Origin of the sequence: Burkholderia sp. Se-20373 (assembly GCF_017104705.1) — a bacterium.
GTDB lineage: Bacteria > Pseudomonadota > Gammaproteobacteria > Burkholderiales > Burkholderiaceae > Burkholderia.
In genome coordinates this window covers 1-16211 of the sequence record NZ_JAAGPH010000165.1, presented here as the reverse complement: position 1 = coordinate 16211, position 16211 = coordinate 1, and the positions used below count along the sequence as shown (strand labels likewise).

The 16211-nt window shown below is 67.4% G+C and carries 15 protein-coding genes and 1 pseudogene; 10 read left to right on the top strand and 6 right to left on the bottom strand.

Annotated features, from left to right (window positions below):
* Window positions 1-193, bottom strand: a pseudogene (locus G3N96_RS33150) (phage tail protein); the annotation flags it as partial.
* Window positions 194-301: 108 nt separating this feature from the next.
* Window positions 302-1309, bottom strand: a complete 1008-nt coding sequence (hpnA, locus tag G3N96_RS33145) for a hopanoid-associated sugar epimerase (protein WP_124583173.1) — start codon at window positions 1307-1309, stop codon at window positions 302-304.
* 176 nt (window positions 1310-1485) lie between these two features.
* Here hpnA and G3N96_RS33140 point away from each other — a divergent pair, with 176 nt between their 5' ends.
* The 3 genes from G3N96_RS33140 to G3N96_RS33130 all read left to right on the top strand — a co-directional run bounded on the left by G3N96_RS33140 (window position 1486) and on the right by G3N96_RS33130 (window position 4220).
* Window positions 1486-1782: an acylphosphatase gene (locus G3N96_RS33140; protein ID WP_069253069.1), complete on the top strand. Its 297-nt coding sequence runs from the start codon at window positions 1486-1488 to the stop codon at window positions 1780-1782.
* A gap of 16 nt (window positions 1783-1798) precedes the next feature.
* Complete coding sequence (rarD, locus tag G3N96_RS33135; protein ID WP_206139828.1) at window positions 1799-2698, top strand: EamA family transporter RarD; 900 nt, start codon at window positions 1799-1801, stop codon at window positions 2696-2698.
* A gap of 397 nt (window positions 2699-3095) precedes the next feature.
* The gene (locus G3N96_RS33130) at window positions 3096-4220 is read left to right on the top strand and encodes an OpgC domain-containing protein (RefSeq protein ID WP_206139827.1); all 1125 of its coding nucleotides are present in this window, start codon (window positions 3096-3098) and stop codon (window positions 4218-4220) included.
* A gap of 46 nt (window positions 4221-4266) precedes the next feature.
* Here the strand turns inward: G3N96_RS33130 and G3N96_RS33125 are convergent, their stop codons facing one another.
* Window positions 4267-4473 carry a hypothetical protein gene (locus G3N96_RS33125; protein WP_206139826.1) on the bottom strand — a complete coding sequence of 69 codons (207 nt, stop codon included), beginning with the start codon at window positions 4471-4473 and terminating at the stop codon, window positions 4267-4269.
* A gap of 120 nt (window positions 4474-4593) precedes the next feature.
* Window positions 4594-6114 carry an oligopeptide:H+ symporter gene (locus G3N96_RS33120; protein WP_089441398.1) on the bottom strand — a complete coding sequence of 507 codons (1521 nt, stop codon included), beginning with the start codon at window positions 6112-6114 and terminating at the stop codon, window positions 4594-4596.
* Between the two features lie 503 nt (window positions 6115-6617).
* Here G3N96_RS33120 and G3N96_RS33115 point away from each other — a divergent pair.
* The 7 genes from G3N96_RS33115 (at window position 6618) to G3N96_RS33085 (ending at window position 14492) form a co-directional block, all read left to right on the top strand.
* Entirely contained in the window at window positions 6618-7196 is a 579-nt protein-coding gene (locus tag G3N96_RS33115; protein ID WP_069252724.1) for a cupin domain-containing protein, read from the top strand.
* A gap of 179 nt (window positions 7197-7375) precedes the next feature.
* Window positions 7376-8989 carry a peptide ABC transporter substrate-binding protein gene (locus G3N96_RS33110; protein ID WP_206139825.1) on the top strand — a complete coding sequence of 538 codons (1614 nt, stop codon included), beginning with the start codon at window positions 7376-7378 and terminating at the stop codon, window positions 8987-8989.
* Window positions 8990-9000: 11 nt separating this feature from the next.
* On the top strand, window positions 9001-9939 hold the full coding sequence (locus G3N96_RS33105; protein WP_089496009.1) for an ABC transporter permease subunit: 939 nt from the start codon (window positions 9001-9003) through the stop codon (window positions 9937-9939).
* 13 nt (window positions 9940-9952) lie between these two features.
* Complete coding sequence (locus tag G3N96_RS33100; protein WP_206139824.1) at window positions 9953-10855, top strand: ABC transporter permease subunit; 903 nt, start codon at window positions 9953-9955, stop codon at window positions 10853-10855.
* Window positions 10856-10857: 2 nt separating this feature from the next.
* Complete coding sequence (locus tag G3N96_RS33095; protein ID WP_124583161.1) at window positions 10858-11850, top strand: ABC transporter ATP-binding protein; 993 nt, start codon at window positions 10858-10860, stop codon at window positions 11848-11850.
* Entirely contained in the window at window positions 11847-12866 is a 1020-nt protein-coding gene (locus tag G3N96_RS33090) for an oligopeptide/dipeptide ABC transporter ATP-binding protein (protein ID WP_185634260.1), read from the top strand. The genes G3N96_RS33095 and G3N96_RS33090 overlap by 4 nt, the downstream gene beginning before the upstream one ends.
* Before the next feature lie 165 nt (window positions 12867-13031).
* Window positions 13032-14492 (top strand): OprD family porin, encoded by a 1461-nt coding sequence (locus G3N96_RS33085; protein ID WP_206139823.1) that lies wholly within the window; start codon window positions 13032-13034, stop codon window positions 14490-14492.
* Between the two features lie 54 nt (window positions 14493-14546).
* On the opposite strand, the gene G3N96_RS33080 is transcribed toward G3N96_RS33085, so the two are convergent.
* A complete protein-coding gene (locus G3N96_RS33080; protein WP_206139822.1) occupies window positions 14547-15542 on the bottom strand; it encodes a DedA family protein/thiosulfate sulfurtransferase GlpE in 996 nt (331 codons plus the stop codon).
* 152 nt (window positions 15543-15694) lie between these two features.
* Window positions 15695-15964, bottom strand: coding sequence for a hypothetical protein (locus tag G3N96_RS33075; protein WP_039349596.1), 270 nt, complete (start codon window positions 15962-15964; stop codon window positions 15695-15697).
* Window positions 15965-16211 lie beyond the last annotated feature (247 nt).

The following is a 16211-nucleotide window of genomic DNA, read 5'->3' as shown; positions in this document are numbered from 1 at the left end:
CCGTGTGGCGTTGTGCGGCGGCCTGCGCTTCGGCTTCCGCGGTGGCGTGACGCTCGGCCGCGGCCCGGGCCTCGGCTGCCGCGGCGCGCGCGAAGGCTTCCGCGCTGCGGGCCGCCTGCTGCGCGGCGTGGTGATCGTGGAGGAGCTGATCGACGCCCATGGTGAGCGAAGCGATCTGATCGTTCAGGTTCATGCGTGTCTTCTCTGCGTAAGACCCGCGATTTTAACCGCTGCGCCGGTAGCGGGCCGCGCGCGACGTGTAACAAAGTGCGCAAAGCGGCGTGAAGCACGCCGCTTTGTGTTACTTCAGGTAGCCCGCGGCGCCGAACCAGTCGAGCGCATCGCGCAGCCCTTCGCGGTACGGGCGCGCCCGGTAGCCGAGTTCGCGCTCGGCCTTCGCGGACGTGAAATACATCTTGTTCTTCGACATCCGCAGCCCGTCCACGGTGACGAACGGCTCCTTCTTCGTGAACTTCGCGACCGCTTCCGCACCGACCGCGAGCGGGTAGAGCGGCCAGCGCGGCAGCGCGATCGTCGGCGCCTTGCGGCCCGTCATCTGCGCGATGTCGGCCAGCATCTGCTGCAGCGGCAGGTTCTCGCCGCCGAGGATGTAGCGCTCGCCGATCCGGCCGCGCTCGAGCGCGAGGAAGTGGCCGTGCGCGACGTCGTCCACATGCACGAGGTTCAGCCCCGTGTCGACGAACGCGGGAATCTTGCCGAGCGCGGCTTCGACGATGATGCGGCCGGTGGGCGTCGGCTTCACGTCGCGCGGGCCGATCGGCGTCGACGGATTGACGATCACGGCCGGCAGCCCTTCGTCGGCGATCATCCGCTCGACCGCGCGCTCCGCGAGCACCTTGCTGCGCTTGTAGACGCCGATCGCCTGCTCGGCCGTGAGCGGCCGGTTTTCGTCGGACGGATCGCCGGCGCTCGTCACCTTCAGCGTCGCGACGCTGCTCGTATAGACGATCCGCTCGACGCCTGCCGCGCGCGCCGCGCGCATCGTCGCGACCGCGCCCTCGAGGTTCGCGCGCTCGATCTCGTCGGGGTCGGGCGCCCACAGCCGGTAGTCGGCCGCCACGTGCAGCAGGTAGCGCACGCCGCGCAGCGCGGCGCGCATCGACGCCTCGTCGCGCATGTCGCCGGTGACGATCTCGGCGTCGAGATCCGCCACGTTCGTGCGCGGGCTGGTCGGGCGCACGAGCACGCGCACCGCATAGCCTTTCTGCTGCGCGATGCGCGCGACGGCCGAGCCGACGAAGCCGGATGCGCCGGTGACGAGAACGAGATCGCGGGAGGTATCAGTCATGCGTTTCCTTCAGGGCCGCGCGCGGGCGGCGCGGCGGTTGAGCATCGGCGAGATTGTACGTGGTCGGCGCGGGCGGCGACGCCAGGCCGTGACGCGCATGAAGCGGCTCCGGCCCGTGTGCGAAGCGGCCGACGCGACTACAATGCCGGGCTTGAATGCAACGGGAGGGCGACGCGATGAGCCGCAATGAACTGGACGAACGGATCGAGACCTACTACGTGCGGGTGCGCGGCGTCGTGCAGGGCGTCGGCTTCCGTCACGCGACGGTGCGCGAGGCGCATGCGCTGAAGCTGCGCGGCTGGGTCGCGAATCTCGAGGACGGCACCGTCGAGGCGATGATCCAGGGCCCCGGCGCGCAGATCGACCGGATGCTCGCGTGGTTGCGTCACGGGCCGCCGGCCGCGCGCGTGACCGAGGTGACGTTCGAGGAACGCAAGACCGAGAAACGCTTCGAGCGCTTCCAGCAGCAATAAGAGGCGCGGAACGATCATGACGGGGTATCCGGAGGCCGGGCGCGGCCTCGTGCTGTCGGTGGCGGCGTCGACGCTGTTCGCGCTGATGTCCGCCTACGCGAAACTGCTGGCGCCGCTCACGGGGCTCGACATCTTTGCGTGGCGCGTGTTGTGGACCGCGCCGGGTGCGCTCGCGCTGATCGCGCTGCGCGGCCGTTGGCCCGCGCTCGTCGACCTCCTGCGGCGCAGCGTGCGCGACTGGCGCCTGCTGATTGCGCTGCCCGTGAGCGCCGCGCTGCTCGGCGTGCAGTTGTGGCTGTTCCTGTGGGCGCCGCTGCACGGCCGCATGCTCGAAGTGTCGCTCGGCTATTTCCTGCTGCCGCTGACGATGGTGCTCGTCGGCCGCTTCTACTATCACGAACGGCTCGATCCGCTGCAATGGGCGGCGGTCGCGTGCGCCGCGCTCGGCGTCGCGCACGAAGTGTGGGCGACGCGCGCGTTCGCGTGGCCGACGCTCGTCGTCGCGCTCGGCTATCCGCCGTATTTCGTGCTGCGCCGGCGGATCAACGCCGATTCGCTCGCCGCGTTCGCGGTCGAGATCGTGCTGCTGTGCCCGATCGCGTTCGCGATGGTCGTGACGAGCACGACGCAGGTGGCCGACCACGCGGTGCTGTGGGCCGCGCTGCTGCCGGGCCTCGGCGTGCTCAGCACGCTCGCGCTCGCGAGCTACCTGAAGGCGAGCCGGATGCTGCCGATGGCGCTGTTCGGGATCCTCGGCTACGTCGAACCCGTGCTGCTCGTCGCGGTGTCGCTGCTGCTGCTCGGCGAGACGCTGAGCATCGCGAAGCTCGCGACGTACGGGCCGATCTGGGTCGCCGTCGCGCTCACTGCGTGGCACAGCGCGATGCTGATGCGGCGCCTGCCCGCGCGCCGATAAACGTCGATCGCAACGCGGCGGCTGCATGCGGCGTGCCGCGTCGCGCATCGCAAAACCACCGCGCCGCAGCGGTCGAACCCATCGATGCTGACCGCAAACTGGCGTCGCGCTGGCGCGAGTCTGGCGACGCTGCCTGCCTTGCGCGACAAGGCTCGCGCCTGTAATCGAACAGAAGATTCGGTTGCACTTTGTTACTTAGGGTCTCCCCGGATCGGCCAGTAGACTGGCCTTACCGACTTCCCTTCGTATGCAGCCTTTCAATGAACGGTCATCTCCGTGCCTGGCCGGCCGGGTTGGCGCGATGCGGGCATACGCGTATCGCCGCTGATCGCGCTCGCCTTCCTCTCCCCGATCCATTCCCCGGTGCGTGCCGCACCGCCGTCGTGCGGGGGGGCTCATGTCGTTGAGCCCGCCGCCTGCCGCCACGTTTCCACCGTCGCGCGGCGGCCGCCTGATCGAAGTCGATTTCTTCCGCGGCATCGTGCTGTTGATGATCGTCGTCGATCACATCGGCGCGAGCGTGCTGTCGCGCGTCACGCTGCACGCGTTCGCGCTGTGCGATGCGGCCGAGGTCTTCGTCTTTCTCGGCGGCTTCGCGACCGCGAGCGCCTATGGTGCGATTGCCGAGCGGCACGGCGCGCGCGCCGCGCAAAAGCGCTTCGTGCGCCGCGCGATGCAGATCTACCGCGCGTTTCTCGCGACCTCGACGCTGATGCTCGTCGTGTCGGCCGTGCTCGACCACTACGGGATCGATGCGCCGAACCTCGCGCTCGACGACGTCAGCGTGATGCTCGCGTCGCCGCTCACGGGCGCAGCCGAGCTGCTGACCTTCCAGCGCCAGCCCTATCTCGCGTCGGTGTTGCCGATGTACGTGCTGTTCGCGCTCGCATCGCCGGTGCTCGTGCCGTTCGCGCGCCGGCATCCGTGGCTGCTCGTCGCGCTCAGTATCGCGTCGTGGCTGACGGCAGGCTGGCTCGGCCCCGAGCTGCTCGATACCGACGGATTTCGCTGGAGTTTCAATCCGTTCGCGTGGCAGCTGATGTTCGTCGCCGGCGTGCTCGCACGCTGCCAGCCGTTCTACCGGCGCATCGCGCTCGGGCGCTGGGGGGCCGCCGCGACCGGGCTCGCGTGCGCGGTCGTGCTCGGCTGCGCGAGCTACAAGCTGTTCTCGGGGCTGCCGCTGCCGGAAGGCGTGTTCAAGCGCGATCTCGCGCTGCCGCGCGTCGTGAGCTTCGCGGCCGTGGCGTGGCTGATGGCCGATTGCGTGCGCTTCGGCTGGATCGCGCGGATCGCGCAGGGTGTGCGGCCCGTCGTGGCCGTGGGCCAGCGCGGGCTGATCTGCTTCGTCGCGGGCGCGGCGATCTCGCTCGTCATCGATTCGCTGCTGCATCCGGTCGTGCGCAGCGCGGATCTGCGGCACGTCGGCGTCGGCCTCGTGGCCGACGCGTGCGCGCTCGGGCTGATGATGGCCGTGGCCGGCTCGGGAACGTGGATCGCGCGGTGGCGCGGCGCGGCCGCGTGAGCGGCGCGGGACGCAGTGCGTGCGGCACGGAGCGTGCCGCGCGGCGTCAGTGAGGTGAGCCGATACGGGAGCGGGGAACGGAGGTGGCGTCGTCGGAGTCGGCGTCGTCGCGCTCGTCGGGCGCCGGATCGTCGCGTTCCGCGAGTACCGCGTCGGCTTCGGCCGCGGCGCGCGCGGCCCGTATCGCGGTGCAGCGCTGAGCGTGCCGGATGTCCGACAGTATCCTCAACAGCCGCGTTGCCTTGCTTTTCATCGTCTTCTCCCGCCAGTGCGCATCTCGCGAAGCGGATGCGTTTCCTGCATCCAGTGTAGGACGCGTTCGCGTGCCTGGCGGGAGAATGTGGCGTGCACGCCGCACGCCGAGGGATATTACTTACTGCGCGGTGGCGACGCCCTGCGCCTGCGGCGCTTCTTCGCGGCGCTCTTCCGCACAACGCTGGTGCTGACGCGACAGGCGGTTCATCAGCGGCAGCAGCAGCAGCGCGAGCACCATGCCGATCGCGGCGAGCCAGCCGAGCTTCTCGAACAGCGACAGGTACAGCGGCAGCGATTCGGTGGCCGGCAGTTCGTGCGACGGCATCTGCGCGAAGTTCGCGACCACGCTGCCCAGATACTGCGACACGCCCGTCGCGACGAAGTACGCACCCATCATGAAGCCGCTCATGCGCGCCGGCACGTAGCGGGCGATCATCGCGAGGCCGAGGCCGCTCACCAGCAGTTCGCCGAGCGAGTAGAGGCCGTAGCCCCACACCATGAACCACGACGACACGCGGCCGTCGACCGCGTAGCGGCCGCTGATCGTGAACACCAGATAGCCGGCGGCCACCGCGCCGAAGCCGAGCGCGTACTTCGCGGCGACCGGCAGGTCGCGGCCGCTCTTCGCGACGGCGTTGTACACCCATACGAGCACCGGGCTCAGCAGCATGATCCAGATCGGGTTCAGCGCCTGGAACTGCGCGGCGCTCCACGTGAACAGCGTCGTGTCGAACAGCATGAAGCGCGGATCGACGTTGCGCAGGGCGAACAGCGTCAGCGACGTCGACATCTGCACGTAGAAGATGAAGAACAGGATCACCTGGCCGATCAGCACGAGCGCCGCGATCAGGCCCGCGCGCTCCGAGCGCTCCGACTTCGCGATCATGTACGCGAAGATCGCGAGGATCGCGAACGCTGCCGTCCACACGCTGGCGACGGCAAGCTGCTTGTGCTGCAGCACGTACAGCGTGATCAGCGCGAGCCCGACACCGCCCAGCGCGACCGCGCCGAGGCGCTTCCAGCGGATCGGCTGGTCGTCCGGCAGCGAGCCGACGTGCGCGAGCGTGCGATGCATCAGCATGAAGTTGAGGATCGCGAGCAGCATGCCGCCGCAGCAGACCGCGAACGCGGCGTGCCAGCCCCAGTGATCCTTGATCCACGGCGTCGCGAGCATCGACACCGTCGAGCCGATGTTGACCGCCATGTAGTAGATCGTGAACGCGCTGTCGATGCGCGCGTCGTCGCCTTCATAGATGCGGCGCACGAGGTTGGCCGCGTTGGCCTTGAACAGGCCGTTGCCGACGACGATCACGCCGAGCGACGCGTACATGTACGTCAGCTGATCGTTCGGGACCGACAGCATCAGGTAGCCGGCGCACAGCACGGCCGCGCCGATGATCATCGTGCGACGGGCGCCGAGCACCTTGTCGCCGATCCAGCCGCCGATCGACGGCGCCGCATAGACGAGTGCGGTGAACGCACCCCAGGTCAGGTTCGCATGGCTGTCGGTGAAACCGAGCCGGTCGACCATGAAGAGGACCAGAAGCGCGGCCATGCCGTAGTAGCCGAAGCGCTCCCACATTTCGATGAGGAAGACCGTCGTGAACGATCGGGTTTGTGAAACGGGTGGTTGCATCATCAATCTCGTTTGAAACGGACGGCACGGATCACGCGTCGTCTTTTTGGGGTCGAACTGGCGCCGGTGCACAATGGGGCCGGGTAGGCTTCGTGCTGGCGATGGAACAGTCGGGCGGTTAGCCCGGGCCGGGGTCTGACTCCGCCTGGTGTGGCGGCGAGGGGCCCCGACCGGCGCGCGCATGGTAACGGCTGCCGGTCCGGTGCGTCAGGTGTCTGCCACCTAGGGAAACTCCCAATGTGGCAGCAGCTTTCAGGAACATTCGTCTCATCATCTATTTGTAAGCTTTCGTGCAGGTCCTCCGAAGATTCCCGGAGAGCCGCTTGCAGCTTGCCTGTGAAGCCGGCGAGTCTGGCAAGATAGCGCGTCGTTTCGCTCGCTTCGTGTCCCGTTTAGTGCACCGGGCTTGACACCGAAGACGTGGGCGAACCCGAAGACTAAGCTATATCGTTCTAACTTAGTTATTTTCCATCAAACATTTTTTGACGATCACTTTTCGGCCTGCTATGGTTCCCCCCACTGAAAACTCGCGGGCTGCAGATGCTGCCGCGCTGGGCAGCAAGATTCGCGCGTTGCGCCAACGACTCAAGCGCACGCTCGACGACACCGCTACCGCCGCGGGGATTTCGAAGCCGTTTCTGTCTCAAGTCGAACGCGGGCTCGCGTCGCCGTCGCTGACATCGTTGGCCGGTATCGCGCACGCGCTCGGTGTGACGGTGCAGTACTTCGTGGATACGCCGAGCGAGGAACGCTCGGTTTGCCGAGGCGAGCAGCTGCGCTTCTTCGGGTTTGCCGATTCGGCGAACCTGTTCGCGCGGCTGACGAACGTATCCGAAGGGCGCCAGCTGGAGGCGATCCTCGTGAGGATGCCGCCGGGGCAGAAGCGGTCCGAGGTGACGACACATGCAGGAGAGGAGTTCCTGTATGTGATTGAAGGGGAAGTGTCGCTGACGCTGGAAGGCAAGACGTTCGTCCTGCAGGCCGGCGACAGCTCGCACTATCAGTCGACGGTCCCGCACAGCTGGGTCAACACCGCGAAGATCGAGTCGGTGGTGGTCTGGGTCGGTACACCGAGGCTGTTCTAACGCACAGGTATTCCTTCGTTTCGAAGACGGAATACCTGTCGAAAGAAACGTAAGGAATACTAAAATGCAATACGAGAATCACGGGCCTCCTCAATCGCTGCACCCGTCAGCGTCTCAAGCGTAATCCGCGGCATCCGCCGCGCGACGCTCACCGAACAACCTTTCTCAAGACTGCCACGATGAAATCCTTGCATGCCATGTCGGCCGTGCTGGCCGCGCTCGCCCTGACGCCTGTCGCCCACGCCGTTACCGTTCCGTCGAACGTCGCGCTCGCGCCTCAACAGGACCTGACGCGACAGGTGCCCGCCGAAGTCGAGTCGCTCGACCCCGCGCACATCGAGTCGTGGACCGGCAACACGATCGGCCTCGACCTGTTCGAAGGGCTGGCCCGCATCGATGCCGCCGGCCAGATCGTGCCGGGTGTCGCGCTGTCGTGGGAGCGCAAGTCGCCGACGACGTGGATCTTCAAGCTTCGCCGTGACGCGAAGTGGAGCAACGGCCAGCCGGTGACGGCCGCCGATTTCGTCTATTCGTGGCAGCGCCTCGTCGATCCGAAGACGGGCTCGAAATACACGATCCTCGTCGAGTTCATCAAGAATTCGAAGGACATCATCGCGGGCAAGGCCGCACCGTCGACGCTCGGCGTGCGCGCGGTCGATCCGTACACGCTCGAAGTGACGACCGACGTGCCCGTCGCGTTCTTCCCCGAGCTGACCGCGATGGCGCCCCTCGTGCCGGTGAACAAGGACGTCGTCGCGAAGTTCGGCGATGCATGGACGCGCCCGGGCAACATCGTCAGCAACGGCGCCTACCAGCTCGTCGACTGGCAGCCGAACAACCGCATCGTCGCGACGAAGGACGCGAAGTACTGGAACGCGCCGAAGGTCGTGATCAACAAGGTCACGTACCTGCCGATCGAAAGCGACGAAACCGCGATGCGCATGTATCAGGCCGGCCAGATCGACTACAGCTACTCGATCCCGTCGGGCATCTTCCAGCAGGTCAGCAAGCAGTTCGGCGGCGAGCTTCGCCAGGGCCTGCAGCTCGCGACGTACTACTACTACCTGAACAACAGCGACGCGGCGCTGAAGGACAAGCGCGTGCGCCAGGCGCTGTCGATGGTGATCGATCGCGACGTGCTCACGTCGAAGCTCACGCAGGCCGGCGAGAAGCCGATGTACGGCCTGATGCCGAGCGGCACGAAGGGCGTGCAGCAACCGTTCACGCCGGAATGGGCGTCGTGGCCGATGGCCAAGCGCATCGCGGCCGCGAAGGACCTGCTCAAGCAGGCCGGTTACTCGGACGCGAAGCCGCTGTCGTTCACGTTGACGTACAACACCAACGACCTGCACAAGAAGGTCGCGCTGTTCACCGCATCGGAGTGGCGCACGAAGCTCGGCGTCAACACGAAGCTCGAGAACGTCGAATTCAAGGTGCTGATGAAGCAGCGGCATGACGGCAAGGTGCAGATCGCGCGCGACGGCTGGTTCGCCGACTACAACGACGCGATGACCTTCTTCGACCTGATCCGCTGCGGCAGCGCGCAGAACACCGTCGGCTACTGCAACAAGCAGGTCGACACGCTCGTCGACGAAGGCAACCAGAAGCTCGACGACCAGGCGCGCGCCGCGCTGCTCACGCAGGCGCACGACACGGCGCTGAACGACACGCCGATGGTGCCGCTGTTCCAGTATTCGGCCGACCGCCTCGTGAAGTCGTACGTGGGCGGCTACTCGCTGAAGAACGTGATCGACATGCGTGCTTCGCAGGACATGTACCTGATCAAGCACTGAGCGGAGCGATCATGCTGGCCTACGCACTGAGGCGCACGTTGTGGGCGGTGCCGACGATCCTCGCGGTCGTCACCGTCTGCTACCTGCTCCTGCATTTCACGCCCGGCGGCCCGTTCGATACGGAGAAGCAGCTGTCCGCGGCCACGCTCGCGAACCTGAACGCGAAGTATCACCTCGACGAGCCGCTGTGGAAGCAGTACCTGCTGTACCTGAACGCGCTGCTGCACGGCGATCTCGGCCCGTCGTTCCGCTACGTCGACTGGTCGGTGAACGATCTCGTGAAGAAGGCGCTGCCCGTGAGCCTCGGCGTGGGCGGCGTGTCGATCCCGATTTCGATCGTGTGCGGCGTGCTGCTCGGCACCGTCGCGGCCGTGCGCCGCGACAGCTTCATCGACCGCTTCGTGATGCTGATCGGCAACTTCGGCAACGTCATCCCGCCGTTCGTGCTCGGCCCCGTGCTCGTGTGGATCTTCGCGATCCTGCTGAAGACGTCGTCCGGCAACGGCTGGCTGCCCGCGGGCGGCTGGGGTGACGGCGGCTGGCAGTACCGGCTGCTGCCGATCGTGCTGCTGACCTTCATCAACATGTCGCTGCTTGCGCGCGTGATGCGCGGCTCGATGATCGAGACGCTGTCGAGCAACTACATCCGCACCGCACGCGCGAAGGGCCTGCCGGGCTCGACGATCGTGCTGCGCCATGCGCTGAAGCCCGCGCTGATGCCGGTCGTGTCGCTGTTCGGCACGGTCTGCATCACGTCGATCACCGCGGCCGTCGTCACCGAATCGGTGTTCGCGCTGCCGGGCCTCGGGCAGCTCGTCGTGAACGGTGCCATCAACCGCGACTACACACTGGTGCTCGGCCTCGTCGTGCTGACGACCGTCTGCGCGGTGCTGTTCAACCTGCTGGTCGACCTCGCGTACGCGTGGCTCGATCCGCGCATCCGTTATTGAGCGAGGCACAGCGATGACTCCGACTACACCTGTCGTCGGCCTGCCCGTGCAGACCGACTCGCCGCCGCGTTCGCGCTCGCCGTTCGCGCTTGCGATGGCGCGCTTTCTTCACAACCGTGCGGCCGTGTTCAGCCTCGTGCTGCTCGCGCTGATCACGCTCGCCTGTTTCGTCGGCCCGTGGCTGCTCGCGGCCGATCCTTCGGCAAGCGACTGGGGCTCGATCAGCCTGCCGCCGACCTGGGCGAACCAGCACTGGTTCGGCACCGACGAACTCGGCCGCGACCTGCTGGTGCGCACGCTGATCGGCGGGCGCGTGTCGATCGAGGTCGGCCTGCTCGGCACGCTCGTGTCGGGCCTGTTCGGCGTCGCGTGGGGCGCGACCGCGGGCTTCGCGGGCGGCCGCGTCGACTCCGTGATGATGCGCATCGTCGACATGATGTACGCGATCCCGTACCTGCTGATCGCGATCCTGATGATGACCCTGTTCGGCCGCTCGTTCATGCTGGTCGTGCTGACCATCAGCGCGTTCTCGTGGATCGACATGGCGCGTGTCGTGCGCGGCCAGACGCTGTCGCTGCGCAGCCGCGAGTTCGTCGATGCGGCACGGGCGATCGGCGTGTCGCCGGCGTCGATCGTGCTGCGCCACATCGTGCCGAACCTGCTCGGCGTGGTCGTCGTGTACGCGACGGTCTCGGTGCCGGGCATCGTGCTGACCGAATCGGTGCTGTCGTTCCTCGGCCTCGGCGTGCAGGAACCGATGACGAGCTGGGGCGTGCTGATCCAGGACGGCGCGCAGAAACTGGAATCGACGCCGTGGCTGTTGCTGGCCCCGGCCGTCATGCTGTGCGTGACGCTTTACTGCGTGAACTTCGTCGGCGATGGCCTGCGTGACGCGCTCGACCCGAAGGATCGCTAAAGATGGCCGCACTGCTTGAAGTAGACAACCTCGGCGTGCGCTTCACGCGCAAGGACGCGCCGCCGGTGGACGCCGTGAGCGGCGTGTCGTTCTCGCTCGAAGCCGGCAAGACGCTCGGCATCGTCGGCGAATCGGGCTCGGGCAAGAGCCAGACCGTGATGGCGATGCTCGGCCTGCTGGCCGGCAACGGCGCGACCACCGGCGCCGCGCGCTATCGCGGCGACAACCTCCTCGAGATGGATTCACGCGCGCTGAACAAGATACGCGGCGACCGGATCGCGATGATCTTCCAGGATCCGATGACGTCGCTCAATCCGTTCCTGACGATCGAGCGGCAGATGACCGAGACGCTGCAGTTGCATCGCAAGCTGTCGCGCAAGGAAGCCACGAAGCGCGCGATCGAGGCGCTCGAATCGGTGCGGATCCCCGACGCGGCACGCCGCATCCGCATGTATCCGCACGAGTTCTCGGGCGGCATGCGCCAGCGCGTGATGATCGCGATGGCGCTGCTGTCCGAGCCGGAAATCCTGATCGCCGACGAGCCGACCACCGCGCTCGACGTGACCGTGCAGGCGCAGATCATCGACCTGCTGCGCGAGCTGAACCGCGAGCGCGGCACCGCGATCGTGCTGATCACGCACGACATGGGCGTGGTCGCGGGCCTCGCGGACGACGTGATGGTCATGTATGCGGGCCGCACCGTCGAATACGCGCCGGCCGAATCGATCTTCGCGGCGCCGTCGCATCCGTACACGATCGGCCTGCTCAACGCGCTGCCGCGCCTGACCGACGCGGACGATGCACCGCTCGTCGCGATTCCCGGCAATCCGCCGATGCCCGGCACCGCGCCGGCCGGCTGTGCGTTCGCGAAACGCTGCACGTATGCGGAAGAACGCTGCGGCGCGGCGCGCCCCGCGCTCGAAACCTATGGCGCCGTGGGCGCGGTGCGCGCGTGCCACCGTCCGGTGGCCGATCTGACGGGAGGTCTGCGATGAGCGTCGATGAACGCCAGAATGCCGGCGCGACGGACGCCACGCTGCTGTCCGTCGAGGGTCTGAAAGTGCATTTCCGCGTGCCGCTCGGCGGCTATCCGTGGTCGCCGAAGGGGACGCTGCGCGCCGTCGACGGCGTGTCGTTCGACGTGAAGCGCGGCGAGACGGTCGGGCTCGTCGGCGAATCGGGCTGCGGGAAGTCGACGCTCGCGCGCGCGCTGATCGGCCTCGTGCCGATGACGGCCGGCACGGTGAAATGGCGCGGCGAAGCCGTGGCGCCCGATCACCTGCGCGGCACCACGATGCGGCGCGAAGTGCAGATGATCTTCCAGGATCCGCTCGCGTCGCTCGATCCGCGCATGACGATCGAGCAGGTCGTCGCGGAGCCGCTCGTCACGCACCAGGCCGGCCTCGGCCGCACCGAGGTGCGCCGCCGCGTGGTCACGATGCTCGAACGCGTCGGCCTGAACGCGCATCACCTGCTGCGTTATCCGCACGAATTTTCCGGCGGGCAGTGCCAGCGCGTCGGCATCGCACGTGCGCTGATCGGCGAGCCGAAGCTCGTGATCTGCGACGAACCCGTCTCGGCGCTCGACGTGTCGATCCAGGCGCAGATCGTGAACCTGCTGCGCGACCTTCAACGCGAACTGTCGTTGTCCTATCTGTTCGTCGCACACGATCTGGCGGTGGTGAAGGCCATCAGCCAGCGTGTGCTCGTGATGTATCTCGGCCGCGTGATGGAGTTCGGCACGCGGCATGACGTGTACGGCGTGCCGCAGCACCCGTACACGAAGGCGCTGCTCGACGCGGCGCCGACGCCGGAGCCGGCGCGCGAGCGTGCTCGCCGTCCGATGCTGCTGGCGGGCGAGATGCCCTCGCCGCTCAACCCGCCGTCCGGCTGCGCGTTCCGCACGCGCTGCCCGGTCGCGATCGACGCGTGCGCGCAGGACGTGCCGCTGCCGGAAGTCCGGCAGGGGTCGGCCGCGCGTGTCGCGTGCATCCGCGCGGGTGTGGCGTGAGCTGAAGTGACGCAGCAAACATAACCAAGGCAGGTCAACAGGGGTAGGTGCGGCGCGAACGATCTTCGCGCCGCGGGTACAGGCGCGTCCTTGATCGGGCGCGCCGGGGGGCCGGGCGCGGATCGCAACCGGCGTGGACGATATCAACACAAGACGAGAATGACGATGAAAAAACAGAAGACGATCGGGACGGCATCGAAAATGCTGCTTGCCTGGGGGCTGCCGGCGCTCGCCGGTGTCTCGCTGACGGGCGTCGCGCATGCCGACGACGCGGCCCCCGCGCCGCAGACGGTCGCGCAGGCCGCACCGGGCACGACCGTTGCGCAGGCAACGACCCCGAACGCCATCATCAACGCCGAAGCGAACCAGGCCGTCACGCCGCCCGACGAGCCGTCGGCGCAGTCGCAGTCGAAGGGCTTCATCGCCGACAGCCACCTCAACTTCCTGTTCCGCAACTATGCGGACGTGCTCGACGCCAAGGGCGGGCCGCATCGCCACGCGTGGGTCCAGGGCGCGATGGCGAACTTCGAGTCGGGCTACACGACGGGCCTGATCGGTATCGGTTTCGACGCATCGCTGTATGCGGCGCTGAAGCTCGACGGCGGCCAGGGCGCAGGCAGCATGGTGCACATCGCGAAGGGCGGCGGTGGCGGCAACCAGCTCGCCTGGGCCTATCCCGGCATCTACGACGTGAAGGCGCGCATCTCGAACACGGTGGTCAAGTACGGTCTGCAAGCCGTCGACAACCCGTTCATGGAGCAGCACGACAACCGTGCGCTGCCGCCGACGTTCCTCGGTGCGACGCTCGTCAGCAATGAATTCAAGAACGTGATGCTCGAGGCCGGCAGCTTCACGAAGACCGACGCGCGCGGTCACACGACGCTCACCAACCTGACGACGCAATACGGCGGCACGCGCATCAACCGCCTGTCGTACGTCGGCGGCACGTGGGACTACTCGCCGAACGGCGAAATCGCGCTGTACGCGAACCAGGCCGACGACGTGTGGCACCAGTACTACGCGTCGGTGAAGCACAGCATCGGCAGCCCGCAGACGATCAAGTGGACGGGCTTCGGCAACGTCTACTCGACGCACGACACGGGCGATGCGCTGCAAGGCAAGATCAACAACAACGCCTACAGCCTGTCGCTGGCCGCGCAGCACGGCCCGCACGAGCTGCTGCTCGGCTTCCAGCAGGTGCTCGGCGACCAGTTCTTCGACTACCTGAACGAAACGAACGGCATCTTCCTGACCAACTCGATGGACGTCGACTACAACGCGCCGCACGAAAAGTCGCTGCAGCTGCGTTACACGTTCTACGGCAAGGAAGCGGGGCTGCCGGGCTTCAAGGCGATGGTCTGGGGCGTGACGGGCTGGGGGGCGGACGGCAGCGCGGGCGCGGCGAACGACCCGAGCAAGTCGAGCATCTACTGGAGCAACGGCGCGCCGGTGCAGGGCCGTCACCACGAGTTCGGCTTCATCCCGTCGTACACGTTCCAGAGCGGCAAGCTGAAGGATACGAAGGTCACGTTCATCGCGATGTGGCACGCAGGCTCGGCACACTACTCGGACGCGACGAACACCGAGTACCGCCTGGTCGTGAACCTGCCGCTGCACGCGTTCTGATCGCAGGGGGCGCAGGCGCCCCCGCCTCGCACGGCCGGCCTTCGATCGATGCGATCAGGCCGGCTTGTGCAGCCCCGCGACCGGATCGTTCGCAGCGGGCATGTCTTCCACGAGCGACGTGAGCTGGCGGCCCGTATCGCGCCATGCATCGAGGCCGCCGCGCAGCGCGAGCGCATCGGTGAAGCCGGCGTCGAGCAGGCGCTTCGCCATCAACGCGGCCGTGAACTCGTTCGGGCACGAGCAGTACACCACGAACTTCTGCGAGAACGGATAACGCGCGACGATGTCGCCGATCTGGCGTTCGTCCGCGAACTGCGCACCGGGAATCGTGAACGGGTCGAGCTTGCGGTGCTCGGCCGAGCGCACGTCGAGCACCACCGGCGCGGACGTATCGCGCAGCATCGCGTCGAGCTCGTCGACGCCGACCCGCGCGCTCGCGAGCTGGCGGATCAGCGCGCGGCGGCGCATCCAGCGGATCGCCGCGTACACCGCGAGCACCGCGACGGCCACCAGCAGCGCCACGCGGCCGAGCTGGCCCGCACCGGCGAACAGCCAGTCGATCTGGCGAGCGAACATCAGCCCGACCATCAGCCCGACGATCGTCCACAGCGCGGCGCCGAGTGCGTCGTAGCCGACGAACGTGCGATAGCGCGTGCCGAACGCGCCGGCCATCGGCACCGACACGAGCGACAGCCCCGGAATGAAGCGCGCGACGGCGAGCACGCGCACGCCGTAGCGGCCGAAGAAGCGTTCGGTTTTCTTCACGCAGCTGTCACGCGACAGCGACAGGCGGCAGATCGTCTTCAGCGTCGTGCCGCCGAAGCGCCGGCCGGCGAGGTACCAGACCGTATCGCCGATCAGTGCGCCGAGCACCGACAGCGCGACCACCGTGACCAGTTGCGAGCCGATCATCGCCGGATGCATCGCGGACATCGCGCCGAACAGCACGAGCGTCGGCATCGCGGGCACCGGCAGCCCGATGGCCGCCGCGAGCACGTTGGCGAAGACGAGAAGCGGCCCGTATTGGGCGACGAGGTCGCGGAGGAGCATGACGGCTGGCCGAAAAGGAAGTGCGCGCGGAAAGCACGCAGATGGGCCGATTATCGGCCTTTTTCAAGTCAGCGGCGGGAATAACGCAAAGTGCCTGACGGCGGCAGGGGGCGCGGTGAGCCGGCGCGTTGCGCGCGGCTCACCGTTCGAAATCAGGAGGAGGTGCGGGCGAGCGACGCGGCGCCGTGGTTTTCGCCGGGGAGCTCGGCGCCGTGCGAGCGGATCGCCGCGATCAGTTCGGCCGGCGTGATCTCGTAGCGGACTTCGCGATGGATGCCGGGCTTGCGTTCGTCGATCTCGATCAGCAGCACGCTCTTGCCGTCGCCGGTTGCTTCAAGCCGGAGCGAGCGCAGTTCGCGACCGTCGGTCGGGTCGTGTTCGGTGAGCAGGGTCATTGCCCCGGATGAGCCGGTAGTGCGCATCGAACCTATCCTCGTATCGTGGATGCCGTAGTGGCGAAGATGTCTTTGTTGAATGCAGCTTGGCGCAGTTTAACGCGAACGGGCCGCAATTCGGCGCAATTTCGTTGGGGGGAATTGAGGGCTGAACCAGGGATCCATCTGATGTTTGAGCCGCGCCGGGCGGGCGTTTGCGCCGGATCGGGCACAGCCGCGGCCGGCGCCTGACCACCCTGCGCGGCCGGGCCGGCCCGGGCGGCGACACGCGGCG

Excerpts from the sequence above, each read along its gene's own strand:
- G3N96_RS33105 (WP_089496009.1), top strand. The coding sequence starts at position 9,001 with ATGCTGGCCTACGCACTGAGGCGCACGTTGTGGGCGGTGCCGACGATC.
- G3N96_RS33120 (WP_089441398.1), bottom strand. The coding sequence starts at position 6,114 with ATGATGCAACCACCCGTTTCACAAACCCGATCGTTCACGACGGTCTTC.
- G3N96_RS33095 (WP_124583161.1), top strand. The coding sequence starts at position 10,858 with ATGGCCGCACTGCTTGAAGTAGACAACCTCGGCGTGCGCTTCACGCGC.
- G3N96_RS33110 (WP_206139825.1), top strand. The coding sequence starts at position 7,376 with ATGAAATCCTTGCATGCCATGTCGGCCGTGCTGGCCGCGCTCGCCCTG.
- G3N96_RS33140 (WP_069253069.1), top strand. The coding sequence starts at position 1,486 with ATGAGCCGCAATGAACTGGACGAACGGATCGAGACCTACTACGTGCGG.
- G3N96_RS33115 (WP_069252724.1), top strand. The coding sequence starts at position 6,618 with ATGGTTCCCCCCACTGAAAACTCGCGGGCTGCAGATGCTGCCGCGCTG.
- G3N96_RS33130 (WP_206139827.1), top strand. The coding sequence starts at position 3,096 with ATGTCGTTGAGCCCGCCGCCTGCCGCCACGTTTCCACCGTCGCGCGGC.
- rarD (WP_206139828.1), top strand. The coding sequence starts at position 1,799 with ATGACGGGGTATCCGGAGGCCGGGCGCGGCCTCGTGCTGTCGGTGGCG.
- G3N96_RS33085 (WP_206139823.1), top strand. The coding sequence starts at position 13,032 with ATGAAAAAACAGAAGACGATCGGGACGGCATCGAAAATGCTGCTTGCC.
- G3N96_RS33075 (WP_039349596.1), bottom strand. The coding sequence starts at position 15,964 with ATGCGCACTACCGGCTCATCCGGGGCAATGACCCTGCTCACCGAACAC.
- hpnA (WP_124583173.1), bottom strand. The coding sequence starts at position 1,309 with ATGACTGATACCTCCCGCGATCTCGTTCTCGTCACCGGCGCATCCGGC.
- G3N96_RS33090 (WP_185634260.1), top strand. The coding sequence starts at position 11,847 with ATGAGCGTCGATGAACGCCAGAATGCCGGCGCGACGGACGCCACGCTG.
- G3N96_RS33080 (WP_206139822.1), bottom strand. The coding sequence starts at position 15,542 with ATGCTCCTCCGCGACCTCGTCGCCCAATACGGGCCGCTTCTCGTCTTC.
- G3N96_RS33100 (WP_206139824.1), top strand. The coding sequence starts at position 9,953 with ATGACTCCGACTACACCTGTCGTCGGCCTGCCCGTGCAGACCGACTCG.
- G3N96_RS33125 (WP_206139826.1), bottom strand. The coding sequence starts at position 4,473 with ATGAAAAGCAAGGCAACGCGGCTGTTGAGGATACTGTCGGACATCCGG.